Annotated in this window: 30 protein-coding genes and 1 tRNA gene; 23 read left to right on the top strand and 8 right to left on the bottom strand. The window is 69.0% G+C overall.

Translation table 11 applies throughout. The features are described 5' to 3' along the window. Positions 1 to 4 precede the first annotated feature (4 nt). From ACK4SG_RS05240 to efp, 5 genes are all read right to left on the bottom strand, one after another. Positions 5 to 676, bottom strand: coding sequence for a phytoene/squalene synthase family protein (locus ACK4SG_RS05240; RefSeq protein ID WP_409600403.1), 672 nt, complete (start codon positions 674 to 676; stop codon positions 5 to 7). After that, a complete protein-coding gene (gene gph, locus ACK4SG_RS05235; RefSeq protein WP_409600723.1) occupies positions 673 to 1368 on the bottom strand; it encodes a phosphoglycolate phosphatase in 696 nt (231 codons plus the stop codon). Before gph ends, ACK4SG_RS05240 begins: the two co-directional genes overlap by 4 nt. Continuing rightward, positions 1347 to 2063 (bottom strand): bifunctional 2-polyprenyl-6-hydroxyphenol methylase/3-demethylubiquinol 3-O-methyltransferase UbiG, encoded by a 717-nt coding sequence (gene ubiG, locus ACK4SG_RS05230; RefSeq protein ID WP_409600401.1) that lies wholly within the window; start codon positions 2061 to 2063, stop codon positions 1347 to 1349. The genes gph and ubiG overlap by 22 nt, the downstream gene beginning before the upstream one ends. A 97-nt stretch (positions 2064 to 2160) precedes the next feature. Continuing rightward, positions 2161 to 3498, bottom strand: a complete 1338-nt coding sequence (locus ACK4SG_RS05225) for a TRZ/ATZ family hydrolase (protein ID WP_409600399.1) — start codon at positions 3496 to 3498, stop codon at positions 2161 to 2163. A 54-nt stretch (positions 3499 to 3552) separates the two neighbouring features. After that, on the bottom strand, positions 3553 to 4119 hold the full coding sequence (gene efp, locus ACK4SG_RS05220) for an elongation factor P (RefSeq protein WP_409600397.1): 567 nt from the start codon (positions 4117 to 4119) through the stop codon (positions 3553 to 3555). A gap of 90 nt (positions 4120 to 4209) precedes the next feature. Here efp and epmB point away from each other — a divergent pair, with 90 nt between their 5' ends. Then, a complete protein-coding gene (gene epmB / locus ACK4SG_RS05215; protein ID WP_409600395.1) occupies positions 4210 to 5250 on the top strand; it encodes an EF-P beta-lysylation protein EpmB in 1041 nt (346 codons plus the stop codon). 39 nt (positions 5251 to 5289) lie between these two features. Beyond that, positions 5290 to 7389, top strand: coding sequence for an EAL domain-containing protein (locus tag ACK4SG_RS05210; RefSeq protein ID WP_409600393.1), 2100 nt, complete (start codon positions 5290 to 5292; stop codon positions 7387 to 7389). A gap of 51 nt (positions 7390 to 7440) precedes the next feature. Here the strand turns inward: ACK4SG_RS05210 and htpX are convergent, their stop codons facing one another. Then, positions 7441 to 8310: a protease HtpX gene (gene htpX / locus ACK4SG_RS05205; protein ID WP_409600391.1), complete on the bottom strand. Its 870-nt coding sequence runs from the start codon at positions 8308 to 8310 to the stop codon at positions 7441 to 7443. 94 nt (positions 8311 to 8404) lie between these two features. Here htpX and gluQRS point away from each other — a divergent pair, with 94 nt between their 5' ends. The 5 genes from gluQRS to ACK4SG_RS05180 all read left to right on the top strand — a co-directional run bounded on the left by gluQRS (position 8405) and on the right by ACK4SG_RS05180 (position 11951). Then, positions 8405 to 9313 (top strand): tRNA glutamyl-Q(34) synthetase GluQRS, encoded by a 909-nt coding sequence (gene gluQRS, locus ACK4SG_RS05200; protein WP_409600389.1) that lies wholly within the window; start codon positions 8405 to 8407, stop codon positions 9311 to 9313. Between the two features lie 42 nt (positions 9314 to 9355). Beyond that, a complete protein-coding gene (gene phbB, locus ACK4SG_RS05195) occupies positions 9356 to 10096 on the top strand; it encodes an acetoacetyl-CoA reductase (RefSeq protein WP_409600387.1) in 741 nt (246 codons plus the stop codon). 78 nt (positions 10097 to 10174) lie between these two features. After that, positions 10175 to 10627, top strand: a complete 453-nt coding sequence (locus ACK4SG_RS05190) for a cytochrome c (protein WP_409600385.1) — start codon at positions 10175 to 10177, stop codon at positions 10625 to 10627. Between the two features lie 236 nt (positions 10628 to 10863). Beyond that, on the top strand, positions 10864 to 11355 hold the full coding sequence (locus tag ACK4SG_RS05185) for a peptidoglycan-associated outer membrane lipoprotein precursor (protein WP_409600383.1): 492 nt from the start codon (positions 10864 to 10866) through the stop codon (positions 11353 to 11355). 95 nt (positions 11356 to 11450) lie between these two features. Further along, complete coding sequence (locus ACK4SG_RS05180) at positions 11451 to 11951, top strand: DUF456 domain-containing protein (RefSeq protein WP_409600381.1); 501 nt, start codon at positions 11451 to 11453, stop codon at positions 11949 to 11951. A gap of 49 nt (positions 11952 to 12000) precedes the next feature. Here ACK4SG_RS05180 and ACK4SG_RS05175 read toward each other — a convergent pair whose 3' ends face one another. Further along, complete coding sequence (locus ACK4SG_RS05175; protein WP_409600379.1) at positions 12001 to 12882, bottom strand: M48 family metallopeptidase; 882 nt, start codon at positions 12880 to 12882, stop codon at positions 12001 to 12003. A 42-nt stretch (positions 12883 to 12924) separates the two neighbouring features. Continuing rightward, positions 12925 to 14793: a formylglycine-generating enzyme family protein gene (locus tag ACK4SG_RS05170; RefSeq protein WP_409600377.1), complete on the bottom strand. Its 1869-nt coding sequence runs from the start codon at positions 14791 to 14793 to the stop codon at positions 12925 to 12927. 79 nt (positions 14794 to 14872) lie between these two features. Here ACK4SG_RS05170 and rnd point away from each other — a divergent pair, with 79 nt between their 5' ends. The 16 genes from rnd to ACK4SG_RS05090 all read left to right on the top strand — a co-directional run bounded on the left by rnd (position 14873) and on the right by ACK4SG_RS05090 (position 26021). Beyond that, entirely contained in the window at positions 14873 to 15970 is a 1098-nt protein-coding gene (gene rnd / locus ACK4SG_RS05165) for a ribonuclease D (protein WP_409600375.1), read from the top strand. Between the two features lie 43 nt (positions 15971 to 16013). Beyond that, positions 16014 to 16089: transfer RNA gene (locus ACK4SG_RS05160), tRNA-Ala, on the top strand. A gap of 176 nt (positions 16090 to 16265) precedes the next feature. Continuing rightward, positions 16266 to 17495 carry a tyrosine-type recombinase/integrase gene (locus tag ACK4SG_RS05155; protein WP_409600373.1) on the top strand — a complete coding sequence of 410 codons (1230 nt, stop codon included), beginning with the start codon at positions 16266 to 16268 and terminating at the stop codon, positions 17493 to 17495. A 70-nt stretch (positions 17496 to 17565) separates the two neighbouring features. Continuing rightward, positions 17566 to 17793, top strand: coding sequence for a hypothetical protein (locus ACK4SG_RS05150; RefSeq protein WP_409600371.1), 228 nt, complete (start codon positions 17566 to 17568; stop codon positions 17791 to 17793). Then, entirely contained in the window at positions 17790 to 18071 is a 282-nt protein-coding gene (locus tag ACK4SG_RS05145) for a hypothetical protein (protein WP_409600369.1), read from the top strand. Before ACK4SG_RS05150 ends, ACK4SG_RS05145 begins: the two co-directional genes overlap by 4 nt. A 3-nt stretch (positions 18072 to 18074) precedes the next feature. Further along, positions 18075 to 18572: a hypothetical protein gene (locus tag ACK4SG_RS05140; protein WP_409600367.1), complete on the top strand. Its 498-nt coding sequence runs from the start codon at positions 18075 to 18077 to the stop codon at positions 18570 to 18572. A gap of 90 nt (positions 18573 to 18662) precedes the next feature. Next, entirely contained in the window at positions 18663 to 18869 is a 207-nt protein-coding gene (locus tag ACK4SG_RS05135) for a helix-turn-helix domain-containing protein (RefSeq protein WP_409600365.1), read from the top strand. Continuing rightward, entirely contained in the window at positions 18866 to 19165 is a 300-nt protein-coding gene (locus ACK4SG_RS05130) for a head-tail connector protein (protein ID WP_190281385.1), read from the top strand. The genes ACK4SG_RS05135 and ACK4SG_RS05130 overlap by 4 nt, the downstream gene beginning before the upstream one ends. Further along, complete coding sequence (locus ACK4SG_RS05125; RefSeq protein ID WP_409600363.1) at positions 19162 to 19377, top strand: hypothetical protein; 216 nt, start codon at positions 19162 to 19164, stop codon at positions 19375 to 19377. The genes ACK4SG_RS05130 and ACK4SG_RS05125 overlap by 4 nt, the downstream gene beginning before the upstream one ends. A 98-nt stretch (positions 19378 to 19475) precedes the next feature. Then, positions 19476 to 19979 carry a hypothetical protein gene (locus ACK4SG_RS05120; RefSeq protein WP_409600361.1) on the top strand — a complete coding sequence of 168 codons (504 nt, stop codon included), beginning with the start codon at positions 19476 to 19478 and terminating at the stop codon, positions 19977 to 19979. A 729-nt stretch (positions 19980 to 20708) separates the two neighbouring features. Further along, positions 20709 to 21944 carry a phage major capsid protein gene (locus ACK4SG_RS05115; RefSeq protein WP_409600359.1) on the top strand — a complete coding sequence of 412 codons (1236 nt, stop codon included), beginning with the start codon at positions 20709 to 20711 and terminating at the stop codon, positions 21942 to 21944. Next, positions 21931 to 22461, top strand: coding sequence for an HK97 family phage prohead protease (locus ACK4SG_RS05110; protein ID WP_409600357.1), 531 nt, complete (start codon positions 21931 to 21933; stop codon positions 22459 to 22461). Before ACK4SG_RS05115 ends, ACK4SG_RS05110 begins: the two co-directional genes overlap by 14 nt. After that, entirely contained in the window at positions 22458 to 23642 is a 1185-nt protein-coding gene (locus ACK4SG_RS05105; protein WP_409600355.1) for a phage portal protein, read from the top strand. The genes ACK4SG_RS05110 and ACK4SG_RS05105 overlap by 4 nt, the downstream gene beginning before the upstream one ends. Then, the gene (locus ACK4SG_RS05100) at positions 23599 to 24045 is read left to right on the top strand and encodes an HNH endonuclease (RefSeq protein WP_409600353.1); all 447 of its coding nucleotides are present in this window, start codon (positions 23599 to 23601) and stop codon (positions 24043 to 24045) included. The genes ACK4SG_RS05105 and ACK4SG_RS05100 overlap by 44 nt, the downstream gene beginning before the upstream one ends. Before the next feature lies 1 nt (position 24046). Then, complete coding sequence (locus tag ACK4SG_RS05095; protein WP_409600351.1) at positions 24047 to 24451, top strand: P27 family phage terminase small subunit; 405 nt, start codon at positions 24047 to 24049, stop codon at positions 24449 to 24451. Then, the gene (locus tag ACK4SG_RS05090) at positions 24423 to 26021 is read left to right on the top strand and encodes a terminase large subunit (RefSeq protein WP_409600349.1); all 1599 of its coding nucleotides are present in this window, start codon (positions 24423 to 24425) and stop codon (positions 26019 to 26021) included. The genes ACK4SG_RS05095 and ACK4SG_RS05090 overlap by 29 nt, the downstream gene beginning before the upstream one ends.

Below are 26021 nucleotides of genomic sequence, written 5' to 3'. Positions count from 1 at the left end.
TGGTTCAGCCGCGCGCCGCGCGCCACGCCGCCAGCAGGGCGACGGGCGCAGGTACCGGCCCCGGCCTGCCGCGTGCGCTGCGCTGCAGGCGGGCGCGCACCAGGCCCGCATGAATGCGCTCGGCGCGGGCACCGGTGCGCAGTGGTGGGGCCGCGAGCAGGCTCGGGATGTCGGTTCCCGCCGCGGGCACCCCGCGCTGGGGCAACAGCAGCACCCACTCGGCCAGCAGCGCATCCGCCATCGCCTCCGGGGTCGCCGCTGTTGCGGCATCGAACAGGCGCGCGGTCAGTGGCGCCAATGCCTGCGCCAGCGGTGCCAGCCCCTCCAGGGTGGTGGCGCGATCTTGTTCGGGGGCCCGCCGCGCGCGCAGTGCCGGCAATGCCGCGGCCAGCGCGGCCCAGTCCACAGGCTGCTTCTGCAAGGCCTGGCCCAGCGGATGCCGGCGCGCGCCGCGCGACCAGCCGCGCAGTTCCTCCTCCCACCAGCCCAGCTTGGCGGCGCCAGGCGTGGGATCGTCCCCGCCCCAGGCCGCCTCGGCCAGCTCGCCGCGCAGCGCCAGCCACGCCTGCGCCAGCGGGCGGTCACCGGCCGGCAGGAACACCTCGGCAATGGCCCACTCCGGCCAGCGCGCGCGCCACTTGCCCAGAAACTCGTCCAGCGCCACCTGGCCGCTCACCGCAGCGCGCTCCACAGCGTGGGCTGGAGCAGGTCGTGGACGGCTTCAGCAAGCGCATCGGCGCCCCAGGCCTGCGGATCGTCGCCGGGCAGCCGGTAACCCCACAGGGCCACCACCGACGGCATGCCGGCCGCGCGTGCCGCGTCAATGTCACGCTGGTCGTCGCCGACGTACGCGCAATCGCCGATACCGACGCCCAGCTCCGCAACGGCGTGCAGCAGCGGCAGCGGATGCGGCTTGCGCTGCGGCAGCGTGTCACCGCCGATCAAGATCGCGCAGCGGTCCTCCCACCCCAGTCCGGGCAACACCTGCCGGGCCAGGTATTCCGGCTTGTTGGTCACGATGCCCCAGCGACTGCCGGCAGCCTCGATGGCGTCCAGCAGGGCGGGCACGCCCTCGAACAGCACGCTGTGCCGCCCCAGCACCTGCGCGTAGACGTCGAGGAACTCCCGGATCATCTCCGGTGGCACCTCGCCGCCCAGTTCGGGAAAGGCCGCCGCGCTCATTGCCCGGGACCCCTTGGAGACATGCGGGCGCAGCGCTTCCAGCGCCATCGGCCCGTGGCCCCGGGCGGCACGCATGTGGTTGACGGTGGCCAGCATGTCCGGCGCGCTGTCCAGCAGCGTGCCGTCCAGGTCGAACAGCACGACCTTGGGGAACACGAGCGCGCTCATTCCGGCTTGCGCGCGCAGACAAGGTAGTTGACGTCGGTGCGGCGGACGATGCGCGCCGCATTGCGCCAGGGCTCGTACAGCAGGCCACTGACGTCCTCGACCGCCAGGCCGGCGTCGCGCAGCAGGCGCGCCAGCTCCGAGGGCTTGATGAAATCACGGTACTGGTGGGTGCCCTTCGGCAACAGCCGGGCGATGTACTCCGCGCCCACGATAGCCAGCGCGAACGCCGCCGGGGTGCGGTTCAAGGTGGACAGGAACAGGTGGCCACCCGGTTTCAGCAGCGTGGCGCAGGCGCGCACGATGGACGCCGGGTCCGGCACGTGCTCCAGCATCTCCATGCAGGTCACCACGTCGAACGCACCCGGCCGTTCCTCGGCCAGCGCCTCCACCGCGGTCTGGCGGTACTCGACCTTCACCCCGGACTCCAGTCCGTGCAGGCGGGCGACCTTGAGCAGGTTCGGGGCCAGGTCGATGGCGGTGACGCGGGCGCCGGCCCTGGCCATCGCCTCGCTGAGCAGGCCGCCACCGCAGCCGACATCCAGCACGGCCGCGTCACGCAGGGCGACACGCTGCGCCACATAGCCCAGCCGCGCGGGGTTCAGCGCATGCAGGGCCTTCTGCGGGCCAGCCGGGTCCCACCAGCGCTGGGCAAGCTCGTCGAACTTGTCGAGTTCGGCCTGGTGGAAATTGGACGGGGCGGAGGCAGTGGTCATGGGGAGCTCCTGAAGGGTTGGGCCAGTGCGCCGGAAGCACGCGCTGTCCGCGAAGAAAGCCTGTTCACTGCGGGGCAGCGGCTGACCGCAGCCGGGCTCAGCGGCCCAGCGCGGCAATCCGCTGCCGCCACTGACGCGCGTTGGCGAGAATGGCGTCGATGTCCATATCGAGCAGCACGCGCTCGCGCAGCTTCGCGCGGCCGGCGATCCAGACATCGCTGACCTGCTGGCGGCCGGCGGCGTACACCAGCTGCGAGGCCACATGGTGCAGCGGCTGGGTTTCCAGCGCGGACAGATCGACGCAGACCAGGTCGGCCTCCTTGCCGGGCTCGATCGAACCGATGCGGTCGCCGAAGCCCAGCGCCCTGGCCCCGCCCAGCGTCGCCGCGTGCAGCGCCTCGAAGGCCGAGAAGCCGGCGGCGTCGTTGGCCACCGCCTTGCCCAGCAGGGCGGCGGTGCGGGTCTCGCCGAACATGTCGAGGTCGTTGTTGCTGGCGCAGCCGTCGGTGCCGATGGCCAGGTTCACGCCCGCCTTCAGCAGCGCGCAGACCGGGCAGAAACCGGAGGCCAGCTTGAGGTTGGATTCCGGGCAGTGCACCACGCTGACGCCGCGCTCGGCGCACAGGTGGATCTCGGCCTCGGTGAGCTGGGTCATGTGCACGGCGATCAGACGGTCGTTGACCAGACCCAGCCGGTCCAGTCGCGCCAGCGGGCGCTGGCCGTGCAGCCTCACCGAGTCCGCCACTTCCTGCGCGGTCTCGTGGGTGTGCAGGTGCACCGGCACGTCCAGCTGGTCGGCCAGCATCCGCACGCGCTCGAAGTTGGCGTCGCTGACCGTGTACGGCGCGTGCGGCGCGAACGCGGTGCCGATCAGGGCATCGCCGCGCCAGGCGTCGTGAAGCTCGCAGGCGCGGTCGAAGTATTCGTCGTCGCTCGAGGCCCAGGCGCTGGGGAAGTCGATCACCACCGCGCCCACCAATGCGCGGAAGCCGTGCTTCTTGTAGACGGCGGCCTGCACGTCCGGGAAGAAGTAGTTCTCGTTGGCGCAGGTGGTGCCGCCGCGAAGCATCTCGGCGATTGACAAGGCCATGCCGTCGGCCACGAACTCGGGCCCGATCACCGCCGCCTCCACCGGCCAGATGTGCTCGCGCAGCCAGGTCATCAGCGGCAGATCGTCCGCGACCCCGCGCAGCAGCGTCATCGGGTTGTGGGTGTGGGCGTTGACGAGGCCAGGGATCAGCGCGGCCTCCGGCCGCGAGACGATTTCCGCCGGCGTAAAGCGCACGCGCGCCTCGGCGGCAGGCAGCACCGCCAGGATGCGCCCGCCGGACACGGCAACGGCGTGATCCGGAAGGACCACGCCGTGCGGGACGACCGGCACCACCCAGCCGGCTTCGATGAGAAGGTCGCAGGGCTGCGGCGCGGGCTCGGTCATGTCGTTCCTTTCAAAAGCGGCCCCCGCCCACGCCCGGCGTGGACGGGGCATGCCTCACTTCACGCGCGAGACGTACTCGCCGCTGCGGGTATCGACCTTGATGACCTCATCCTGGCCGACGAACAATGGCACGCGCACCACCGCGCCGGTTTCCAGGGTGGCGGGCTTGCCGCCGCCACCGGAGGTGTCACCGCGCACACCCGGGTCGGTCTCGACGATCTTCAGCTCGACGAAGTTCGGCGGAGTGACCTGGATCGGGCTGCCATTGAACAGGGTGACCACGCACAGCTCCTCGCCCTTCAACCACTTGGCGGCATCGCCGACGCCGGCCTTGTCGGCCTGCACCTGCTCGAAGGTCTCCTGGTTCATGAAGTGCCAGTACTCGCCGTCCGTGTACAGGTACTGCATGTCGGTATCCACCACGTCCGCGGCTTCCACCGAGTCGGTGGACTTCATGGTGATTTCCTGCACGCGCCCCGAGCGGATCATGCGATAGCGCACGCGGGTGAAGGCCTGTCCCTTGCCCGGCTTCACGTAATCGGTTTCGGTGATGATGCAGGGCTCGTTGTTGACGAGGATCTTCTGCCCGGACTTGACATCGTTCATGCCGAGAGAGGCCATGGGTGCTCCTTGGGGCCACCCGACCGGGCGGCTAAACTGTGGGTTTACGAGGATTCCGGCTTGGCCGGAACGGTACATTTGCAGCCCGATATGATACCCGCAGCCCCCATCCCGATGCAGCCGGGCACTCCCAAGCGTTGGCAGGCGCTTTGGCGCGAAGCCGTGCGCGACCCCCGCGAACTGCTGGCGCTGCTGGGGCTGGAAGCCCTGGCCGAAGGCCTGTCCGAGGCGGCAGCCCGCCAGTTCCCGCTGCGGGTGCCGCGCGGCTTCGTGGCCCGGATGCGCCTTGGCGATCCGCATGACCCGCTGCTGCGGCAGGTGCTGCCGGTGCTGGACGAGGAGCGGGTGGTTCCCGGCTTCGGCCTGGACGCGGTGGGTGATGCCGCGGCCCGGCGCGGCGGCGGAGTCATCCACAAATACGCGGGCCGCGCCCTGCTGATCGCCACCGGAAGTTGCGCGGTGAACTGCCGCTACTGCTTCCGTCGCCACTATCCCTATGCCGAGGACACCGCCGCTTCGGCGGGCTGGCGCGAGGCGGTGGCGCTGATCGCCGCGGACCCGTCGATCCACGAGGTGATCCTGTCGGGCGGCGACCCGCTGTCGCTGGCCGACCACAAGCTGGCCGAGCTGACCGACGCCCTGCGCGACGTTCCCCACCTCCGGCGCCTGCGCCTTCACACCCGCCTGCCGATCGTCCTGCCCGAGCGCGTCGACGCGGGCCTGCTGGCCTGGCTGCACAGCCTGCCCTGGCCGGTGGTGGTGGTGGTGCACGCCAACCATGCCAACGAATTCGACGCCTCCGTCAAGGCTGCGATGGCGGCGCTGCGCCAGACCGGTGCCAGCCTGCTCAACCAGGCCGTGCTGCTGCGGGGCGTCAACGATTCGGTGAAAGCGCTGGCCGATTTGTGCGAGCGCGGTCACGAAGCCGGCGTACTGCCGTATTACCTGCACCAGCTCGACCGCGTGGCGGGTGCCGCCCATTTCGAGGTGGACGACGCCACCGCACTGGCGCTGCATGCGGTGCTGGCGGCCCGCCTGCCCGGCTATCTGGTGCCCCGGCTGGTCCGCGAAATCGCAGGCCAGCCCGGCAAGACACCATTGGCACAGAGGGCTACAGCCACGGCGCAATGATGTAGCCTGTCCCCAACGCAACATTCAAATTCCCATGCGATGGCTACAGGCAACGACACCGCGCTGCGACTGATGCTGGTCGCCGATCTGGTCAACGAGGCGGAAGCGCTGGTCAGCCGGCTGCGCAACGCCGGTACCGCGGTCCGCCCGCTGCGGCCGGAATCGCTGGACGAGCTGACCCAGATGCTGAGCCAGCAGCCGGTGGACATGGTGCTGGCGGACTACGCCGCGACCCTGCTGCCGTTCGAGCAGGTTGCCAAGGCGGTGATGGGCTGCGGACGCGACGTGCCCCTGCTGGCCGCGCTGGACGGTATCAACGAAGACATCCTGGAAAACGTGGCGGTGCTGGGGGCGCAGGCGGTGGCGCTGCGTGATCGCCCGCAGCAGTTCCTGAAGGTGGTGCACGCCGAGTGGCAGGCACTGGAGTCGCGCCGCTCGCAGCGCCGGCTGGAAGCGCAGATGCGCGAGACCCAGCGCCGCTGCGACATGCTGATCGATTCCTCGCGGGAGCCGATCGCCTACATCCACGAGGGCATGCACATCCGCGCCAACCAGGCCTATCTGGAGATGTTCGGCTTCGACGCCTTCGAGGATATCGAAGGCATGTCGCTGCTGGACCTGGTGGCGCCGGGCGACGTTCCCGATTTCAAGGCCCTGCTGAAGCGCCTGTCGAAGGGCGAGGAAGCCCCCCCCCGCTACGAGCTGACCGCGCATGATGCCGATGGCAACGCATTCCCGGCGGTGATGGAGTTCACCGCCGCGCAGTACCAGGGCGAGGCCTGCCTGCAGGTCATCTTCCGCCACCAGGCCGCGGAGGTGGACCCCGAGCTGGCACGCGAGGTCGAGGCGCTGCGCCAGCGCGACCAGACCACCGGCCTGCTCAACCGTCCCACCTTCCTGCGCATCCTCGAGGACGCCGTGGGCGATGCCGGCCAGCACCGCGCCCAGTATGGCCTGCTGCTGCTGGAACCCGACAACTACCAGCGCATCCTCCAGGAAATCGGGCTGGACTGTGCCGACGACCTGCTGGCCGCCATGTCCGGGTGCCTGCAGGAGGCGCTGGGTGAACGCCTGGCCGACGGCAGCACGCAGGCCGCCCGGTTTGGCGAGCACAGCTTCGCGGTGCTGGCCCGTGGCGACCATGCCTCCACCACCGCGCTGGCCGAACGCCTGCGTCAGGCCTTCGCGGCACAGGTGTTCGAGGTTGGCGGCCGCTCCAGCACGCTCACCGTGAGCATCGGCGGCGTGCAGATCGGCGAGAAGATCGCCAGCGTCACCCAGGTGCTGGCCAAGGCCAGCCAGGGCGTGCAGTCGTCTGCCGGCGTGGGCGGCAACCATGTCGAACTCTTCGACCCCAGCGCGGTGGACCGCGCCGAGGAGGAGCGCGTCCAGGCCTGGGTGGAGCGTCTGCAAGACGCCCTGGCCAACGACCGCTTCCTGCTCCACTTCCAGCCGATCGTCCACCTGCTGGGCGAGCCTCGGGCCATGTACGAGACCTACCTGCGGCTGGACAGCGGCAATGGCGAAACCATCACCCCGGCCAGCTTCATCCAGATCGCCGAAGAACACGGCCTGCTGGGGCAGATCGATCGCTGGGTGATCGGCCGCGCCATCGCTACCCTGGGCGAACGCCTCCGCGCCGGCAAACCGGTGACGCTGCTGGTGAAGGTCACCCAGGCCTCGCTGCTGGACGGCCATCTGCCTGCTTTCGTGGGTGACCAGCTGGCCGCGCACGGCGTACCGGGCGACAGCCTGCTGCTGCAAGTGCCGGAATCGAAGGTGTTCACCAACCTGCGGGCCACCCAGGACTTCGCGTCGGCGATCGGCCAATACGGCTGCAAGCTGGTGCTGGAGCAGTTCGGTGCCGGGCTGGATTCGTTCCAGTTGCTGACCCATCTCACCCCCGGCTTCGTCAAGATCGATCGCAGCTTCATGGAGGATCTGGCGAAGAACCAGGCCAACCAGCACCGGGTCAAGGAACTGGCCCAAAAGGCCCGCGACCTCGGCATCCAGAGCATCGCCGAATTCGTGCAGGATGCCGCCAGCATGAGCATCCTGTTCTCGCAGGGGATCGACTACGTGGAAGGCAACTTCCTGGCCGTGGCCGGCCCCGACATGAACTACGAATTCGACGCCTGACACGCAGAGGCCCGCCAACCGGCGGGCTTCGCGCTTGGGGAGCCCCCTCGGTCAGGCGGCGTTGCGCAGCGCGGCGATGCGCTCCTCGATCGGCGGATGGCTCATCAGCAGGCGCTGCAGGCCGCTGCCGGCACTGCCACTGATGCCGAACGCCGCCACCTGCTTGGGCAGCGTGCTGGCGCCGTGCATCTGCGCCAGGCGCTCCAGCGCGGCCACCATCTTCCAGCGCCCGGCCAGCGCGGCGCCACCGGCATCCGCGCGGAACTCACGGTGGCGCGAGAACCACATCGCGATCATCGAGGCGAACAGCCCGAACACCATCTCCAGCACGAACACGATGATGTAGTAGCCGAACCCCGGCGCGTCGCTGTCGCGACTGCCGCTGATGGCGCCATCCACCACCCGTCCGACCACGCGTGCCAGCACGATCACGAAGGTGTTCAACACGCCCTGCAGCAGCGCCATGGTCACCATGTCGCCATTGGCGACGTGGCTGACTTCATGGCCCAGCACCGCTTCGGCCTCGTCGCGGCTCATCGCCCGCAGCAGGCCGGTGGAAACCGCGACCAGGGCGTTGTTGCGGTTGGCGCCGGTGGCGAACGCATTGATCTCGGGGGCGTCGTAGATCGCCACTTCCGGCATGCCGATGCCCGCCTGCTCGGCCTGGCGACGCACGGTGGACAGCAGCCACTGCTCGACCTCGTTGCGCGGCTGGGTGATCACCTGCGCGCCGGTGGTGCGCTTGGCGATCCACTTCGACATCAGCAGCGAGATGATCGACCCACCGAAGCCGAACAGCGCCGCCATCACCAGCAGACCGCTGGCCTGCTGCGGATTCACGCCCAAAATGGACATGACGATGCTGACCAGCGCCAGCACCGCCAGATTGGTGGCCAGGAACAGGAACATGCGCTTGAACATGGATAATCCCAGTCGGTTGTCCCGCGCCCGATGCGCGGTGTCTCAAAAACTATAGCCGCCCCGGCCTGAATTCAACGACCAACGCCAACCAGTCATGACCGATGCCCCCTACCGCGGCCGGTTCGCCCCCTCGCCCACCGGGCCGCTGCACGCGGGTTCCCTGCTGGCCGCACTGGGCAGCTGGCTGCTGGCGCGACAGGCCGGCGGCGAATGGCGGGTCCGGATCGAGGACATCGACCCGCCCCGCACCGTGGCCGGTGCGGCGGAGGCACAGCTGGCGACCCTTGCGGCCTTCGGCCTCCGCCACGACGGCCCCGTCGTCCGCCAGAGCGCGCGCGATGCACTCTACCGGGCCGCGCTGGACCACCTGCTCGCGTCGGGCCAGGCCTTCGAATGCCACTGCAGCCGCAGGGTGCTTGCCGACGCTGGCGGCATCCATCGCCGGTGCATCAGCCGCCAGCGCAGGCCCGATCCGGCGATCCGGCTGCGGGTGCCGGACGGCTGCGGCATCGCCTTCGAGGATGCGGTGTTCGGTCACCAGCACCAACGCGTGGACACGGCCGTCGGCGACTTCGTGCTGCGCCGCAGCGACGGGCTGTGGGCCTACCAGCTGGCGGTGGTGGTGGATGACGCCGAACAGGGCATCACCGACGTGGTGCGCGGCGCCGACCTGCTGGACTCTACCCCGCGCCAGATCCTGCTGCAGCGCGCACTGGGCCTGCCCACGCCGCGCCATGCCCACCTGCCGCTAGTGCTGGACGCGGCAGGCCGCAAGCTCTCCAAGTCCGACGCGGCACTGCCCGTCTCGACGGCGGCGCCGGTGGCCACTCTGGCAATGCTCTGGCGGCGCCTCGGGCAAGAGAACTTGCCGCCATCGGCCTTGACCGGTGTGGATGCATTCCTGCAAGCGGCGACGCAGGCCTTCCGGCTGGACCGCGTGCCGCGCGTCCCGCCGCCCGTGCCCTCCGCAATGCACAACGCAAATGCCATGCAACATGCCTAGAATCGAAGCATTCCCTTCATTCGCATCGGCAAGGAGCACGGCATGACGTCCAGAGTTGCACTGGTCACCGGCGGCACCGGCGGCATCGGCACCGCCATCGTGAAGCGACTGGCGGCGATGGGGCATCGCGTGGCCACCAACTACCGCAACCAGGAGAAGGCCCGCGCCTGGCAGGAGAAAATGCAGGCCGAGGGCATCGACGTCACCATCGTCAAGGGAGATGTCACCTCGCCGGAGGAAGCCGAGGCCATGGTGCGCGAAATCGAGGCGCGGCTGGGGCCAATCGACATCCTGGTCAACAACGCCGGCATCACCCGTGACGGCACCTTCCACCGGATGACGGCCGAGCAGTGGATGGACGTGATCAACACCAACCTCAACTCGTGCTTCAACGTCACCCGCCCGGTGATCGAGGGCATGCGCGAGCGCAAGTGGGGCCGCATCATCCAGATCAGCTCCATCAACGGCCTCAAGGGCCAGTACGGCCAGGCCAACTACGCGGCGTCCAAGGCCGGCATGCACGGGTTCACCATCTCGCTGGCGCGCGAAAACGCCCGCAACGGCATCACCGTGAACACGATTTCCCCCGGCTACATCGCCACCGACATGGTGATGGCGGTACCGGAGGAGGTACGCGCCAAAATCATCGCCGACATCCCCACCGGCCGCCTGGGCACGCCGGAGGAAATCGCCTATGGCGTGGGTTTCCTGGCCGACGAACAGGCAAGCTGGATCACCGGCTGCAACCTCGACATCAACGGTGGCCACCACATGGGCTGGTGACGCCGATGCGATGACGGCCACGCCGCCGTTGTGCCACCATCGCCCAGCGGCATTCCCCACCACCACCACGGAGACGCCATGTCCACGCCTGAGCCCACTTCCCCTGCCCGCGCCCGTACTTCCAATGCCGGCCGCTACCTGTTCCTGCTGATCCTCGGTCTGGTGGTGGGTGTTGTCGCCGCCGTGATGGTGCTGCGCGCGCTGGATGCTAGGAAAGATCACTTCCCCGAAGCGCTGATGGAAGTCCAGAGCTGGCACATGGGGCAGCTCAAGTCCGCGATGGAGCAGAACCGCTGCAGCGCCACCGACGTACTGCCGCACCTGCAGGCGCTGCGGACGCTGGGCAACGACCTGGAGCCGGCCTTCCCCGACCTGCGCGACGACGAGCGCTTCCGCACCGCCGCCGCGGGCATGCGCGCCGCCGCCGACAAGGCGATCGCCGCGCCTCCGCTGAGCTGCGAGAGCGTGGCAGCGGCGATGAAATCGCTGGGTGATGGCTGCAAGAGTTGCCACCGCGATTTCCGCAGCTGACCGACCGCCACGCCGCGTCCCTTTGAAGGCCGCCTCCGGGCGGCCTTCTTCATGCGGGGCCTCAACAGGCAGGACTGCGCACCGTGTTCACCTCCCGGCGACGTCGGTGAATCGCAGCTAAGCGCGTCGGCCCGCCAGCGGGCACGCGTCGGGCGCCGTTCATACCGGGCAGCACAGGATCGGCACGTCGTGGCAACACCGCGATCCCACCCTCCGCACTCACAAGGAGAACGCACATGGCCCTTCGCATCCCGCACCTTCTCGGCACTACCGCGACCGTCCTGGCGCTGGCCGCCAGCGTCGGCTGCGCCAGCACCGGCCCCGCCGGCTACGGCGGTGGCAACGGCTACGGCAATGGCTACGGCAACGCCGGCTACAACCGCTACGGCAACACCTGTGCGAACTGCGGCACCGTGACCAGGATCAGCGTCGGCGGGGCGTCGGGTACCACCGGCGCGCTGATCGGCGGCCTGATCGGCGCGGTCGCCGGCCACGAAGTCTCGGCCCATACCGGCGGCAGCAAAGGCAACCAGAACGTCTCCGCCGTGGCGGGTGCCGCCGCCGGCGCGACCGTGGGCAACGCCATCCAGAAGAGCCGCACGCCGGGCTACACGGTCGAGATCCGCATGGACGACGGCCGCACTGTGAAGGTCACCCAGGACAACGTGGCCGGCTTCCGCGAAGGCGCACGCGTCCGCGTGGAGAACGGCCAGGCCTACCTGCAGTAACGCCCCTCTCTCCCCCACCCCGAACGGCCCGCCCCGCGGGCCGTTTGCATGCATGGCTGGCACACTGCCTGCAAATCCCCCCTGTGCGAGGCGCCATGAACCCCAGCACGCTGTTGTATCTGATCGCCGTCCTGCTGGTGCTGGTAGGCCTCGCCGGCACCGTGCTGCCCGCGCTGCCCGGCGTGCCGCTGGTGTTCGCGGGGTTGCTGCTGGCCGCTTGGACCGGGAATTTCGCGCAGGTGGGATGGCCAACGCTGGCCATCCTGGCGGGCCTGACGCTGGTGTCGATCGGCGTGGATCTGTGGGCCACGGCCCACGGCGCCAAGCGGGTGGGCGCCAGCCGGCAGGCCATGCTGGGCGCGGCGATCGGCACTTTCGGCGGTCTCTTTCTCGGTCTGCCGGGCCTGCTGCTGGGGCCGTTCGCAGGCGCGGTGATCGGCGAACTGCTGCACCACCGCAGCCTCACCCACCGGACCGTCGGACACGCCACCAAGGTGGGGGCCGGCACCTGGGTGGGGCTGCTGCTGGGCACCGCGCTCAAGCTGGCGCTGGCCTTCGCCATGCTGGGCCTGTTCGCGCTGGCCTGGTGGCTGTAGCGATGCCGCGGGACAGCCTTGCCGGCCATCATATGGCAGGCACACCCGCTCAGCCGGCAGGCGTGGGGGCCTCGGGACAGAACTTCGCCCGGTAGGCCAGCGCCTTCGGCATCAGCGCCTCCAGCTGCTGGATGCGCGTCCCGGCGCTGGGGTGGGTGGAGGCGAACTCGGGCGGCGCGTTGCCTCCCGCGTTGCGGTCCATCCGCTCCCACAGGGGCACGGCTTCGCGGGGGTCGAAGCAGGCGGCGGCCGCCAACATCAGCCCCAGCTCGTCCGCCTGCGTTTCCTGGCTGCGGGCATAGGGCAAGGCACTACCGTAGCCGTAGGCGGACATCACGGTCTGCAACGTGCCCTGGTCCATGCCACTGGCGGCGCCAGCCATCTGCCCCAGCTGCTCCAGCTTGCCGCGCGTCATCCGCTGGGCGCCGTGGCGCAGCAGCGCATGGGCGATCTCGTGCCCCATCACCACCGCCACCGCATCAGCGTTCCGGGCCACCGGCAGCAGCCCCGTGTAAACCGCCATCTTGCCGCCCGGGAGACAGAACGCGTTGACCTGGTCGGACTGCAACACGGTGACCTTCCAGTCGAACGTCTTTTCGATGTGGCTGGCCTGCAAGCCGTGCTCCGCCGCTAGCGCATCGGACACTGGCGGAATGCGGTCGATCAGGCGCCCTGCGATGGCCGTGACCTGCCGCGACACCTCGGCATCGGCCGGCAGCGGACGCTCCTGCTGCAGGACCTGCTGGTAAGCCTGGAGTCCGAGCGCGGTCTCCTGCTCCGGCGAAATGCTCTTGTCGATCACCACCGTCTCGCCGGTCAGTGGATCGACGCTGCGGTTGGAGAACCAGTAGTACGCGGCGTAACCCGCGAACAGCACCAGCACCCAGAGGCGCAGTCCGCCCCTGCGGTTGCCCATTGGATTCGGGGTCATGCGATGCTCCTGGTGCGTGGCCGGTGGATCGGTGGCCCGATACTACAACTGCCGTACCAGCCGGAACCCGACCCGCGCGTTGGTGACATCCACCCCACCCGGCGCCCGCCATGCGGATCGCGTCTGCGCCGGCGCGCTCGCCCAGGAACCACCGCGGTACATGCGCACCCGGCAGCCCGGGTTCACCCAGGCGGCGCCGTTGGCCGGTGCGCGGCGGTACCCCTTGTGCCAGCAGTCGGCCACCCACTCGCTGACGTTGCCGGCCATGTCGAACAGGCCGAAGGCGTTGGCCGTAAAACGCGCGACCGGCGCCGGGCCCCACCAGCCATCGCCATAGCCGGGAAAGGCGTTGCTCCAATGCCGCCCGCGGCTGGACACATCGCGGCTGCCGGCAAGGTTCTCCACGCCGGGCGGTGGCGGCCCGTCGCCCCATGGGAAGCGGCCGGATCCACCGGCGCGCAGCGCATATTCGAACTCGGCCTCGCTGGGCAGGCGGTAATGCGCGCCGGTCTGTTCGGACAGCCATGCCGCATAGGCTTCCGCATCGCGGGCGGTGATATGGATCACGGGCAGGTCATCGCCGGCAGGACGGCCATCGTAGGCGGAGCGCCAATCGACGCCGCTGCCGCGCAGGAAGTTGCCGCTGCGCACGTCATACACGATGGAATGTCCGCGCTGGGTCGCGCGCGGCACGTAGCCGGTGGCCTCCACGAACCGTCGGAACTGGCCCACGGTGATCTCGTGCCGGGTCATCGCAAAGCCACGTTCAAAGCGGATTGCATGGCGCGGACGCTCGTCGGCCGTGGCGTCCGGCTCGCCCTCCGGCGCCCCCATGAAAAACGTGCCGCGCGGCAATACCACCAGCGCGGGCCCGCGATCGCCGTCGGGCAGCGCGTCGGTAAATACCTGGCCGGGCTTGAACAGGCCGTAATGGTCGACCTGCTCGATCCGTTGGCGCAGCGCCACACCCGCCGCCTCGCCCGGTCTGGCGATGCGCAGGATGTCGGCCAGCCGCTCACGGGCGAAACGTAGACCGGACGGATCGGCCAACGCCATCAGGCCTTGGTCGCCCAGCCGTCGTATGCGATCCCTGCGCAGCCACTCGATGCGGGCCTGGGCCGCAGGCAGCGCCGGGGACTGCGGGCGAACCCGCGCCGCCCGCGCCAATCCTGCATACGCCGCATCGAAATCACCGCTGACGGCCTGCGCCTCCGCGTCCGCCAGCAGCGCCGCCTCGACCGCCTCGATACCCTGCGACGCGCACGCACGCAACGGCCACAGCGCCTGCGCACGCCGGAACAGCGCCAGCGCCCCGCCCGGGGCATCGAGATCCCCCGCCCGCAGCGCCTGCTCGCCCGCCTGGCACAGCTCAAAGGACTGCCCGGCGCGGTCCACCGCGTCCAGATAGGCCCGCACTTCGGGCTGCTGCGGCCAAAGCGTCCGCAACACCGTGCCGTGCCGCTGGGCATAACGCAGCGCCGCCAGATCGTCGCCGGCGTCCAACGCTACCCAGGCCTGCGCCAGCAGCGCGGCCTGCGCCTTGTCCAGCAGCGCCGCATCCTGCGCGTTGTCGGGATCGCGCTGGCGCAACGCCAGCAGCAGCGGGATGGCCGACGCGGAGGTCTCGAACAGATCACCCTTGGCCAGCGCCCGCCGGGCCTGCGCGCGGGCGCGTGCAGGATGGTCGATGCGGACCTCCGGCAGCGTCCAGCTGAGGGCCTCGGCCAGGGCATCGTCCCCCTGGATGCGTACTTGCCCGGAACCCACGGCGGGCGCGGGCTGCGCGGGCAGCCGCTGCTGGGCCGGCACGGGGTGCAGGTCCAGCGCCGGCCGGGCCGGCTGCGGCTTGCAGCCGGCCAGCACGACCAGCCCCGCGATGAGGAAACCGCCTGCGCGCAAACCCTGCTCCATGAACGCCGGCACGCCACCGGCCGGGGGATGCACTGAACTTAGGCCATGGACCGGCCTCCGGCAACCGCATAATGGCGGGATGACACATTGGATCGAGACACCCGACGCGCTGCGCGCGCGCATCGCCAACCCGCCCGCCGCCATCGGCCTGGACACCGAATTCATCCGCGAACGCACCTACTGGCCTCAGCTGGCGCTGGTGCAGATCGCGCTGGGCGAATCCGACGACGACATCCTGCTGGTCGACCCCCTGCGGCCCGGCATGGCCAAGGCGCTGGCCCCCCTGCTGGCCGACCCGGGCGTATTGAAGCTGATGCACAGCCCCAGTGAGGACCTGGTGGCATTCAAGCACGCCTGCGGCGTGCTGCCGGCTCCTCTGTTCGACACCCAGGCCGCCGCCGCGCTGTGCGGGCTGGGTGCCGGGCTGGGCTACCAGAAGCTGGTACAGGCCGTGACCGGCGTGGAACTGGCCAAGGGCGAGACCCGCTCCGACTGGCTGCGCCGCCCGCTGTCGCCGGCCCAGCTGGACTACGCCGCCGCCGACGTGCGCCACCTGCATGCCCTGCATCGGGACCTGCAGGCGCGCCTGGCCGGGAACGGCCGCGCGGCGTGGCTGGCCGAGGACAGCGAACGCCAGCTGGCGAATGCCGCCAGCGACGACAGCGACCGTTGGCCGCACCTGGCCATCCGCAGCGCGCAGTTCCTCGACGTCGATGGCCAGCGTCGCCTGCTGCGGCTGCTGCGCTGGCGCGATGCGCAGGCCCGTGCCAGCGATCGCCCGCGCAGCTGGATCCTGGACAACGAACTTGCGGTCGCCCTCGCCCGGCAGAAGCTGGACAGCCGGCTGCGCTTCGACGCCCTGCTGGACGGCTTCCCCAAGGCTCCGCGCAGCCTGCGCACGCCGCTGTGGGAGGCCCTCACCACCCCGCTCCCCGACGAAGCCCAAGCCCCGGCGGTGCGCGGCGACGACCGCGACAAGAAACAGCTGCGGGCCCTGCAGGACGCGGTAGCGGCGGTCGCGGCGGAGCTCGGCCTTCCGGAAGGCGTGCTGGCCTCCCGCCGCCTGCTGGAGGGCCTGCAGGACGGCAACGGTTGGACCGGCCCGCTGGCGGGCTGGCGCCGGGGCGTGCTGGAACCGCGGCTGTCGCCCCTGCTGGGAGCTAGGACTGGGAGCTAGTTGGCATCGCCCGATGGCATCCGTATAATCGCGCTTCCCTTATGGGGCCATAGCTCAGCTGGGAGAGCGCGTCGTTCGCAATGACGAGGTCGGGAGTTCGATCCTCCCTGGCTCCACCATTTAACAATCCGTCACTGTCCGCTGGTGTACGTCAAGGGCTTGATTCTTAAGGGAAATCCCCAAGAATCAGGCCCTTTTTGTTTGCCCGCGTCCGCAGCTGGCCGTTGCAATCCGGGGGCATTTGGGGGCACGTTTGGGGGCATCGGCCGATTCTGGCCATTCCGGATGCCCCCAGATGCCCCTATCCGACACCGCCATCCGCAAGGCCAAACCGGCGGACAAGACGCAGCGCCTGTTCGACGGCGGCGGCCTGTACCTGGAGATCACCCCGGCAGGCGGCAAGCTCTGGCGCCAGAAGTACCGGTTCGGCGGGAAGGAGAAGCGCCTCGCGCACGGCACCTATCCGGAGGTGAGCCTGGCCGAGGCGCGGGACCGCCGCGACAACGCCCGCAAGCTGCTGGCTGCCGGCACCGACCCGGGCGAGCACAGGAAGGCCGAGAAGCAGGCCGGCGAGGATCGCGCCGCCAACAGCTTCGAGGCGGTCGCGCGGGAGTGGTTCGGCAAGTTCGCGCCCAACTGGGCGGCCTCGCACGCCGGCAAGATCATGGGCCGGCTGGAGAACGACCTGTTCCCGTGGATCGGCAGCCGCCCCGTTGCCGAGATCAAGGCGCCCGAGCTGCTGCGCTGCCTGCGCAGGATCGAGAGCCGCGGCGCCCTGGAGACCGCGCACCGCGTCCTGCAGAACGCCGGCCAAGTGTTCCGCTACGCCATCGCCACCGGCCGCGCCGACCGCGACCCGTCAACCGACCTGCGCGGCGCGCTCGCCCCGTGGAAGCCGCAGCACTACCCTGCGCCGACCGATCCGAAGGCCGTGGGCGAGCTGCTGCGCGCGATCGACGGCTACACCGGCGGCAACGTGGTGAAGGCCATGTTGCGCCTGGCGCCGCTGGTATTCGTCCGCCCCGGCGAGCTGCGGCAAGCCGAGTGGGCAGAGATCGATCTGGAGGCCGCGGAGTGGAACATCCCGGCGCACAAGATGAAGATGCGCGAGCCGCACATGGTGCCGCTGTCCCGGCAGGCCATCGAGATCCTGACCGACCTGCAGCCGCTCACGGGCAACCGCGCCCACGTCTTCCCCGGTGGCCACGATCCGCGCAAGCCGATGAGCGAGGCGGCGCTCAACGCCGCGCTGCGGCGCATGGGCTACGACAAGACCACGATGACCGCCCACGGTTTCCGGGCGATTGCGCGCACGCTGCTGGATGAGGAACTGGGCTTCCGCCCCGACTATATCGAGCACCAGCTCGCGCATGCCGTGCGCGACCCGAACGGCCGCGCCTACAACCGAACCGCCCACCTCGCCGCGCGTCGCAAGATGATGCAGGTATGGGCCGACTACCTGGATCGCCGGCGCACCGATACCGGCAAGATTCTGGAGTTCAAGAAATCCGGCAGCCGCCGGTAGCAAGCGGTGCGACGACGGTGCGCTATCACCGCCGCCGCACCTTCCACAACCGTTCAACAGGAGAACGATCATGGCAACCGAAATGGTAACCCTTCCCGCCGCGGCGATCCCCGACCTGCGCCGCATGCTGGCGATTGGCCTGTTTGCATATGGCGAGATCGAGCGCCTTCAGGATCAACACAAATTGCAGGGCGGCGCTGAGCCCATCCATCCGACCGGTGCGTTTGAGGCCAGCGCGTTTGCCGAGGCGCTGCTGTGGCTTGACCAAGCCGAGCCCGTCGCGGAGGCCGCAGCATGAGCATCATCGACCGCGACGAATACCTGCGCCGCGTCAACAGGGTTGCATCGGACCTGGTAGCGGCCACCAGCCGGCAGGGCATCGCGGCGAGTCCGCGGGATGATGCGCTTGCATCGGTTGTGAACCTGGCCGCTATCCAGATCGACGCCGCGCTGCCCACGATTCGCGCCGGCGCCGAAGCGCTCGGCAATACCGACCTGAGCCGCACCATGTGGATGGTCGCCCATCTGCTGGAAGGCTTGCACGAAAAGCTGGAAGCCGCAGAGATGGAAGGCTGAGAGATGACCGACAAGAAGCCCACGAAGCACCCCCCCGCTGAGGCGGGGGCTCCACCCAATGAGCTGGCCGACGCCTGGGGGGCTTGGCTTTCGCTGCGGTGGGGATTTGATCTGTGCGGCTGGGATGCTGCCGTTGCGCAGCTGCCGTCCAACATCGGGGCACGGATCACTATCCAGCGACATCGGGACGGGCTGCTGTCGGCGCTGGAGGCCCGAGATGATGCGGCCACTGCCGACAAGCTGGAACTCATGGTGAGAACGCTGAGCATGGCGAGCGCAAAGCCGCTGGCGATGGCTGGGCTGGCAGGCAAGCGTGGCGGCGAGAAAGGCGCTGCGGCCAGCCGAGAAGCGCGTCGCGCGGAAGGTTCAAAGCGCCACGCAATCATCGTTGAAGCGGGCGCCTATGAAGGCCCCGAGTCTGCACTTGTTGCCACCGTAGCGAAGCGCGCGAAGGCTCATCCTGCTTACGTCCGGCGCGTGCTGAAAGAAATTGGAACCTGAGGCTCCTACAGGTTCGCAGCCACGATGGAATCTGTCCTTACCGGCACGCATACGCCGGGACACCTGCAACCAAACCGCAGAGGACAGATCATGCAGAACAGCACCGCCGCGCCGCTGGCGCACACCGTGAACGATGCCTGCCGCCGGCTCGGCATTTCCCGCACCACCATCTACCAGCTCATCGCCGAAGGCCAGATTCGGACGTTCAAGGTCGGCACCCGCACGCTGGTGCCCGAAGCCGATCTGCGGCGCTTCATCGCCGACAAGCTGGGCGAGAACCTGGAGGCAGCCGCATGAGCATCGTGTTGCTTGCCGACTACCGCGCCATGCTGCGCGAGGCCCAGAGTGTCGAGCTGGATGCAGTGCTCCAGAGCCATCTGGATGCCGCCGAGCTGGAGGCATCGAAGTTCGTCGGGTTCGACGTCGAGGTCGAGTTCGATCCGAGCCCGGTACCGGCCGACATCAAGGCCGCGATCATGTTCCTGGCACAGACGATGACCGACCAGATGCCGCCGGAGGAAAGCAACATCCGCCGCGCGCGCGCCGAGTCCCTGCTGCGGCCGTACCGGCGCGAGACGGGGATCGCGGCATGAGGGCCATCACCTTGACCGAAGCGCAGTGGAATCGCCTGAAGGCAGCTGCTGGCCATGCCAGCGAATGCCTGTTCGACGTGTCGATGGCGCAGCCTGCAATCGCTGAGTTCGGGTCGCCTGCGCACGACATGCAGATCGCGATCGGCAAGGCAGAGAATGCCACGCGTGAGCTTTCGGCGCTGCTGGCCGAGGTCGAGTCGAACGGCGAATAAGCGAAAGCCCAACCGCGGCGAACGGCTGGGCTTTCTGAGAGCGCATCGAGGGCATCGAATGCGGGGCCAGTGTAGCACTGCCCCGCCAAGGAAACGGCATGGCAACAGACAAGCGATGGCGCAACAAGGGGCGGCAGCAAGGCCCGACGTTCGTCCGACTTCCGCATTTCGTCCTGCGCTCGCCCCAGTGGGCGGCGCTGAGTGGAACGGCAATCAAGCTGCTGCTGGAGCTGGCCGGGCAGTACAACGGCCGTAACAACGGCGACCTCAGCGCGACCTATCCCGACATGAAGGCGCGCGGGTGGGCGAGTAACGACACGCTGCAGAGGGCGCTGAGGGAGCTGGAGGCAGGCGCCTGGATCGTGCGGACAAGGCAAGGCGGGCGGCATATCGGCTGCAACCTGTATGCGCTGAGCTGGGAGCCCGTGGACTCATGCGACGGCAAGCATCAGCACCCGGTTTCAAACAAGGCTTCGCACGCATGGAAAAACGCAATTGGTCGGCCGGATTCCGGACAGCGAAAGGCCGGAAATCGGACAGCAAGGCCCGTCGGAATCCGAAAACCGGACAGCGAGATTGTCCGCCTGCGTCCGGCGGCGTAGGGTGACCGCCATTCTTGCTGTCCGAAATCCGGCCACCCTTATAGAATCTAGCCAGAGGCGGGGCTCTTCGCTGTTCGCTCTGCCTTGCTTCACATGCTCCAGCTCCACGGCGGCCCAATGCTCGGACAGAGAACCGCCGGCCTTCCGGTAAGCCCCTCGCAAGCCCCTCGCAAGCCCCTTGATCGTCGCGCCCACATCTACCGCGCGCCGGCATCAAAACCCACTGGGTTTCCGCTGGGTTTCTGTTTCGAACCCGCTGGGCTTCGCTGTAGCCGAATGCCCAGGCATGCCCACGTCTCGGCATCGAGCGCATTCGGCGAACGCTCGGCGAACGCTCGGCGAATCTGCCCCGCGGCACCCGGCGATGCTCATAGCATCGGAACCGGTGCTGGTAGCACGCGGAATCGGTGCTACTAGCACGCGGAACCGGTGCTGGTAGCACGCTTGCCGGCAAGCCTTGCGCGAACGTCACGTGCACGTCACGTTGAACGTTACGTCGAACGTTACGTTGAACGATTCGTGCGGTCACGCGTCCTGTCCGCGTCTTGTCCCCGTCTTGTCCCCGTCCCTTGTCCATCCCCGACGCGTGCCCGCCTTCGCGCATTTCCGCCCCTCACTGGCCGGGATTCGTGTCCGTGCCAGCCCGCCGCCGTCCAGTGTTTGCAGACCCTTGCGCGCGCGCGTAATTGGTCTATCCGGGAATCCCAACACCACACCCGGAGTTCATCGATGAACCTGCAAGCAATCCGCGAGGCCAAGGCGTCCAAGGTCGCCGCAGCCCGTGCCCTGGTCGCCAAGGCCGAGGGCGAAAAGCGTTCCCTCACGGCGGAAGAGTCCGCCAGCTTCGACACCATCAAGGGCGAGATCACCGCGCTGGAGGCCGACGAAGCCCGCGCCACGTTCCTGGCCGATGCCGAGCGCCGCATGGGCGGCGAGCGTGTCGGCGGCGGCGAGCGTTCGATGGCCGATCTGGAAAGCCGCGTTTCCATCCTGAGCGTGATTCGCGCGCAGATGGAGGGCCGCCAGCTGACCGGCGCCGAAGCCGAATACCACGCCGAAGCCGAGCGCCGCAGTGGCCGCAAGGCGCAGGGCATCCTGGTGCCGATGCGCGCCCTGGAGACCCGCGTCAACACCACCACCAGCGCCGGCCAGATCGTGCCGACCGACCACCGCCCGGCCGACTACATCCAGCCGCTGCGCAATCGTCTGCTGGCCCGCCAGCTGGGCGTGCGCGTCCTGTCCGGCCTGAGCGGCGACCTGAGCATCCCGAAGCACGGCAGTTCCACCACCACCGGCTGGGTTGCGGAAGGCAGCAACCTCAGCGCTTCGGACATGACCGTCGGCAGCGTCGGCCTGAGCCCGAAGCATGTCGGCGGCATCAGCGAGATGAGCCGCCAGCTCATCCAGCAGAGCAGCCCGGACATCGAGCAGCTGCTGCGCGATGACATGGCGTTCCAGATCGCTCAGGCGATCGATGGTGCGCTGATCGACGGCGGCGGCACCAATGAGCCGGTCGGCCTGCTGAGCACCGTCGGCATCCAGACCGCCAACCTGGCCACCCTGAGCTGGGCGAACGTGCTGGAGATGCTGGAAAAGCTGGAGATCGCCAACGCGGAGGCAGCTCATTGGCTGACCTCGCCGCAGGTCAAGACCAAGCTCGCCAGCACGCTCAAGGCCACCGGCATCGCGGGCTACCTCATGGAAGCCGGCAAGATGGCCGACCTGCCGGTCCATGTGACCAACCAGGTTCCCGTGGTGACCGGTACGCCGGACACCGGCCAGCTGATCCTGGGCGACTGGTCGCAGGTGCTGCTGGGCATCTGGAGCGAGCTGGACATCCTGGTCAACCCGTTCGACTCCGTGGCCTATGCCCGCGGCGGCGTGCTGGTCCGGGCGATGGCCACGGTGGATACCGCGGTGCGCCACCCCAAGGCGTTCGTGGTGGCGAGCGATGTCGCGCTCTGACATCGAGCGCCGGCAGGCCGCTGAGCTTCGCGCCAGCGGCCGGAAGCTGGTCGGGTACGTCGCCAAGTTCGACAGCGAGACCCGCATCGGCAGCTTCCGGGAAAAGATCGCACGCGGGGCCTTCACGGCCTCGCTTGCGTCTGGGGCCGACATTCTCGCGCTGGCCGACCACGACCCCGCCGCAGTCCTGGGCCGCACCCGTTCCGGCACGCTCGCGCTGCGGGAGGATGCCGACGGCCTGGCCTTCGAGCTGACCCTGCCGGACACGCAAAAGGGCCGCGACCTGGCTGCGCTTGCCGAGCGTGGCGACTTGGGCGGCATGTCTTTCGGCTTCCGTGTCCACGACGGCGGCGACACCTGGAACGGTGACCTGCGCGAGCTGCGCAACGTCGAGCTGCGGGAAATCAGCGTGGTGCAGAGCTGGCCGGCCTACAGCGAAACCGAAGTGAGCGTCCGCAGCCGCCAGCCTGAAAGCCAGCTGGCGCTGCTGCACTACTGGCTGGAGACCGTGCGATGAAGTGGCCCTGGAGCCGAAACACCGAAACCCGCAGCAGCATCGCCGACCCGGCGACCGCCCAGCTGTTCGGCATCGCCACCACCGCCACCGGCGACACGATCACGCCGGAGACCGCAGAGAGCATTTCGGCATGCTTCGCCAGTGTGCAGGCCATCGCCGAAACCATCGGCACGCTGCCGCTGCACCTGTACCGCCGCAAGGGCGAGGATCGGGAAAAGGCGGTCGATCATCCGCTGTATGGCGTGCTCCACCACCAGCCGAACGAGCTGCAGACAGCGCTGGAGTTCCGGGAGCAGATGACCGCCGCGGTCCTGCTGCGCGGCAATGCCTATGCGGAAATCCATTGGGACGGCGCCGGCAACGTCGAGGCGCTGACCCCGATCCACCCCGGCCGCGTCACGGTGCTCAAGCTGCCCAGCGGGCGCATCGCCTATGACGTGGACGAAGACAATGGCCGCGTGCGCCGGCTGCTGCAGGATGAGGTGCTGCACCTCAAGGACCGCAGCGAGAACGGGATCACCGGCCGCAGCCGGATCCAGATCGCACGCGAGACCATCGGCCTGGCCAATGCTCAGCAGCAGCATGGCGGCAAGACGTTCGCCAATGGCGCGCGCCTGTCCGGCGTACTCCAGACCCCGCACCAGATGACAGCGGAGAGCCTGCAGCGCCTGGCCACGTCCTGGCGCTCACAGTTCACGGGCACCGACAACGCCGGCAAGACCGCCATCCTGGAGAACGGGCTGACCTACCAGCAGGTGGGCATGAGCCTGGAGGATGCCCAGTGGATCGCGGCCCAGCAGTTCAGCGTTGAGCAGGTGGCCCGCATCTACCGCGTGCCGCCCACGATGATCGGCGACCTGCGACACGGCAACTTCTCCAACAGCGTGGAGATGAGCCGCGTGTTCGTGACCATGACCCTGCGCCGTTGGCTGGTCATGTGGGAGCAAGCCATTTCCCGCGCTCTGCTGCCGCCGCTGGCCCGCAAGCAACTGTTCGCCGAGCACAGCGTCGAGGGCCTGCTGCGGGGCGATGCCAAGAGCCGCGCCGACTTTTACGCCAGCGGCATCGATGCCGGATGGCTGCTGCCCAGTGAGGCCCGCCGCCTGGAGAACCTGCCCACCGTTGAGGGAATTGACCATGCCCGCCAAGCTGCCGACGCATCGCCCGCGGCGACCGTCTGACGCCACCGCCCGCGACCAGGGGAACCAGCGCCAGCGTGGCCGGTTCCTGCATACCGGGTCGGCGCAGTGGCGCGCCATCCGCAAGGCACAGCTGGAGCGCTTCCCGCTGTGCGAGGACTGCGGCGCGCCGGCGATGGAGGTGGACCACAACACCGACGACACCAGCCGGAACGTCATCGGCGAAGAGCTGTCCAGCCTGTGCAAGCCGTGCCACTCCATGCGCACCAGGGAGCGCCAGAGCGGGCGCGCGCGGCGCATGAAGGGGTGCGACGCCAACGGCATGCCGCTCGACCCCAGTCACCCGTGGAACCGCGAGGAAAAATCGCTGGAGGGTGAATCGCCACGGCACGCCCGCCCCCCTTCACACGCACGGCCGCGCATTGCCGGTCTCAGGGAGCGCTGAGATGGCGACCCGAGGGCAGCGCCCGAAGCCTGCCGCGCTGCGGCTGTTGAACGGGAACGCCGGCAAGCGTCCTGTAAATACGCAGGAGCCCGACACGGGCCCGGCTGATACGTCACCGCCGGAATGGCTGAGCCAAGCCGCCACGCCTCACTGGGCGCGCCTGGCGCCGATGCTGGCAACGGCCGGCGTCTTGAAGCAATCCGACCGCGACCTGCTGGCGACCTACTGCGAGACGTTCGCGGCCTACCTGGAGGCGGTGAAGGCCGGCGGCGCTTCGATGAGCATGGTGGGGCAGCTGCGCCAGCTCATGGGCGAGCTGGGCATGACCCCGAGCGCGCGGGCGCGGATCACCGCCGACAAGGCCCCGGAGGTCGAGCGTGGCAAAGCCCGATTCTTCGCCGCGTAAGCGCCGCGCATGCGGTCGCAATGCGAACGCATCGGGCTACTGGTATGACGAAGCCGCTGCGGAGCGCGCCGTTGCGTTCTTCGCCGAGTGCCTGACCCACACCACCGGCGAATGGCGCGGGCAGCCTTTCGTCCTGGCCGACTGGCAGGCCGACCGCATCGTCCGGCCGCTGTTTGGCTGGAAGCGTGCTGACGGAACGCGCCGCTACCGCACCGCCTTCATCGCGGTTCCACGGAAGGCGGGCAAGACCACGCTCGCCGCCGGCCTGGCGCTGTATGCCGCATTCGCCGATGGCGAGCCGGGCGCGCAGGTCATCAACGCCGCGGCCGATCGGGAGCAAGCGCGGCTGTGCTTCGACATCGCCCGCCAGATGGTGGAGGCCGAGCCCGAGCTGCTGAGCAGGGCCGACGTGTTCAAGAACGCGATCACGCTGCCCGAGATGGGCAGCAGCTACCGCGTGCTGTCTTCCGACGCCTACACGAAGCACGGCCTAAATTGCCACTACATCGGCGCGGATGAGCTGCACTGCTGGCCTGGGCGCGAGCTGTGGGACACGCTGGTCACCAGCACCGGCGCACGCCGGCAACCGCTGACCGTGGTCACCACGACCGCGGGCTATGACCGGCATTCGCTCTGCTATGAGCTGTGGGAGCACGCGCGCAAGGTCCGCGACGGCATCATCGAAGACCCCAGCTTCCTGCCGGTGCTGTTCGCCGCAGACGAGGATGACGACTGGAAGGATCCGGCCACCTGGGCGAAGGCGCATCCGGGCTACGGGATCACCGTGCAACGCGACTACTTCGAGCAGGAATGCGCCAAGGCGCAGGCGACGCCGGCCTACGAAAACAGCTTCCGTCGGCTGCTGCTGAATCAGTGGACTGAGCAGGATTCCCGCTGGCTGGCGATGGATGCCTGGGACGGCTGCCGCGGCGAACTGCCAGAGCTGCAGGGGCGCGAGTGCTGGGCCGGCCTGGACTTGGCCAGCACGACCGACCTGTCCGCGTTCGTGCTCGCTTTCCACGTCGGCGACAAGCTCATCCTGAAGCCGCATTTCTGGATTCCCGAAGACACCATCCGCGAGCGCGTGCGGCGCGACCGCGTGCCCTACGACCAATGGGTCGCGCAGGGCCTGATCACCGCCACGCCGGGCGCGGTGACCGACTACGACTACATCCGCCGCGACATCGGCGAGCTGGCCGAGCGCTACCAGCTGCGCGAGGTGGCATTCGACCGATGGAACGCCACGCAGCTGACCACGCAGCTGGCCGGCGATGGCCTCGCCCTGGTCGGCTTCGGGCAGGGCTTCGCATCGATGGCAGGGCCTTCGCGCGAGCTGGAGCGCCGCATCGTCGGGCGCGAGCTGCTGCATGACGGCAACCCGGTGCTGCGCTGGATGGTCTCCAACGTGACCGTCGAGATGGACCCCGCCGGCAACCTCAAGCCGAGCAAGGCGAAGAGCACCGAGCGCATCGATGGCGTGGTCGCCGCGTGCATGGCCATCGGCCGCTGGCAGCAAGCCGAAGCCGCCCCTGTTGACCCCTACGCCAGCCGCGGGCTGGCCTTTGTCTGA

The organism is Thermomonas sp. (genome assembly GCF_046293095.1).
Classification (GTDB): Bacteria; Pseudomonadota; Gammaproteobacteria; order Xanthomonadales; family Xanthomonadaceae; genus Thermomonas.
Note: the sequence above shows the minus strand (reverse complement) of the source record. Positions and strands in the feature narration are given on the sequence as shown.

Coding starts and splice junctions, on each gene's coding strand:
- ubiG (WP_409600401.1), bottom strand. CDS start 2,063: ATGACCACTGCCTCCGCCCCGTCCAATTTCCACCAGGCCGAACTCGAC.
- ACK4SG_RS05225 (WP_409600399.1), bottom strand. CDS start 3,498: ATGACCGAGCCCGCGCCGCAGCCCTGCGACCTTCTCATCGAAGCCGGC.
- efp (WP_409600397.1), bottom strand. CDS start 4,119: ATGGCCTCTCTCGGCATGAACGATGTCAAGTCCGGGCAGAAGATCCTC.
- epmB (WP_409600395.1), top strand. CDS start 4,210: ATGATACCCGCAGCCCCCATCCCGATGCAGCCGGGCACTCCCAAGCGT.
- ACK4SG_RS05210 (WP_409600393.1), top strand. CDS start 5,290: ATGGCTACAGGCAACGACACCGCGCTGCGACTGATGCTGGTCGCCGAT.
- htpX (WP_409600391.1), bottom strand. CDS start 8,310: ATGTTCAAGCGCATGTTCCTGTTCCTGGCCACCAATCTGGCGGTGCTG.
- gluQRS (WP_409600389.1), top strand. CDS start 8,405: ATGACCGATGCCCCCTACCGCGGCCGGTTCGCCCCCTCGCCCACCGGG.
- phbB (WP_409600387.1), top strand. CDS start 9,356: ATGACGTCCAGAGTTGCACTGGTCACCGGCGGCACCGGCGGCATCGGC.
- ACK4SG_RS05190 (WP_409600385.1), top strand. CDS start 10,175: ATGTCCACGCCTGAGCCCACTTCCCCTGCCCGCGCCCGTACTTCCAAT.
- ACK4SG_RS05185 (WP_409600383.1), top strand. CDS start 10,864: ATGGCCCTTCGCATCCCGCACCTTCTCGGCACTACCGCGACCGTCCTG.
- ACK4SG_RS05180 (WP_409600381.1), top strand. CDS start 11,451: ATGAACCCCAGCACGCTGTTGTATCTGATCGCCGTCCTGCTGGTGCTG.
- ACK4SG_RS05175 (WP_409600379.1), bottom strand. CDS start 12,882: ATGACCCCGAATCCAATGGGCAACCGCAGGGGCGGACTGCGCCTCTGG.
- ACK4SG_RS05170 (WP_409600377.1), bottom strand. CDS start 14,793: ATGGAGCAGGGTTTGCGCGCAGGCGGTTTCCTCATCGCGGGGCTGGTC.
- rnd (WP_409600375.1), top strand. CDS start 14,873: ATGACACATTGGATCGAGACACCCGACGCGCTGCGCGCGCGCATCGCC.
- ACK4SG_RS05155 (WP_409600373.1), top strand. CDS start 16,266: ATGCCCCTATCCGACACCGCCATCCGCAAGGCCAAACCGGCGGACAAG.
- ACK4SG_RS05150 (WP_409600371.1), top strand. CDS start 17,566: ATGGCAACCGAAATGGTAACCCTTCCCGCCGCGGCGATCCCCGACCTG.
- ACK4SG_RS05145 (WP_409600369.1), top strand. CDS start 17,790: ATGAGCATCATCGACCGCGACGAATACCTGCGCCGCGTCAACAGGGTT.
- ACK4SG_RS05140 (WP_409600367.1), top strand. CDS start 18,075: ATGACCGACAAGAAGCCCACGAAGCACCCCCCCGCTGAGGCGGGGGCT.
- ACK4SG_RS05135 (WP_409600365.1), top strand. CDS start 18,663: ATGCAGAACAGCACCGCCGCGCCGCTGGCGCACACCGTGAACGATGCC.
- ACK4SG_RS05130 (WP_190281385.1), top strand. CDS start 18,866: ATGAGCATCGTGTTGCTTGCCGACTACCGCGCCATGCTGCGCGAGGCC.
- ACK4SG_RS05125 (WP_409600363.1), top strand. CDS start 19,162: ATGAGGGCCATCACCTTGACCGAAGCGCAGTGGAATCGCCTGAAGGCA.
- ACK4SG_RS05120 (WP_409600361.1), top strand. CDS start 19,476: ATGGCAACAGACAAGCGATGGCGCAACAAGGGGCGGCAGCAAGGCCCG.
- ACK4SG_RS05115 (WP_409600359.1), top strand. CDS start 20,709: ATGAACCTGCAAGCAATCCGCGAGGCCAAGGCGTCCAAGGTCGCCGCA.
- ACK4SG_RS05110 (WP_409600357.1), top strand. CDS start 21,931: ATGTCGCGCTCTGACATCGAGCGCCGGCAGGCCGCTGAGCTTCGCGCC.
- ACK4SG_RS05105 (WP_409600355.1), top strand. CDS start 22,458: ATGAAGTGGCCCTGGAGCCGAAACACCGAAACCCGCAGCAGCATCGCC.
- ACK4SG_RS05100 (WP_409600353.1), top strand. CDS start 23,599: ATGCCCGCCAAGCTGCCGACGCATCGCCCGCGGCGACCGTCTGACGCC.
- ACK4SG_RS05095 (WP_409600351.1), top strand. CDS start 24,047: ATGGCGACCCGAGGGCAGCGCCCGAAGCCTGCCGCGCTGCGGCTGTTG.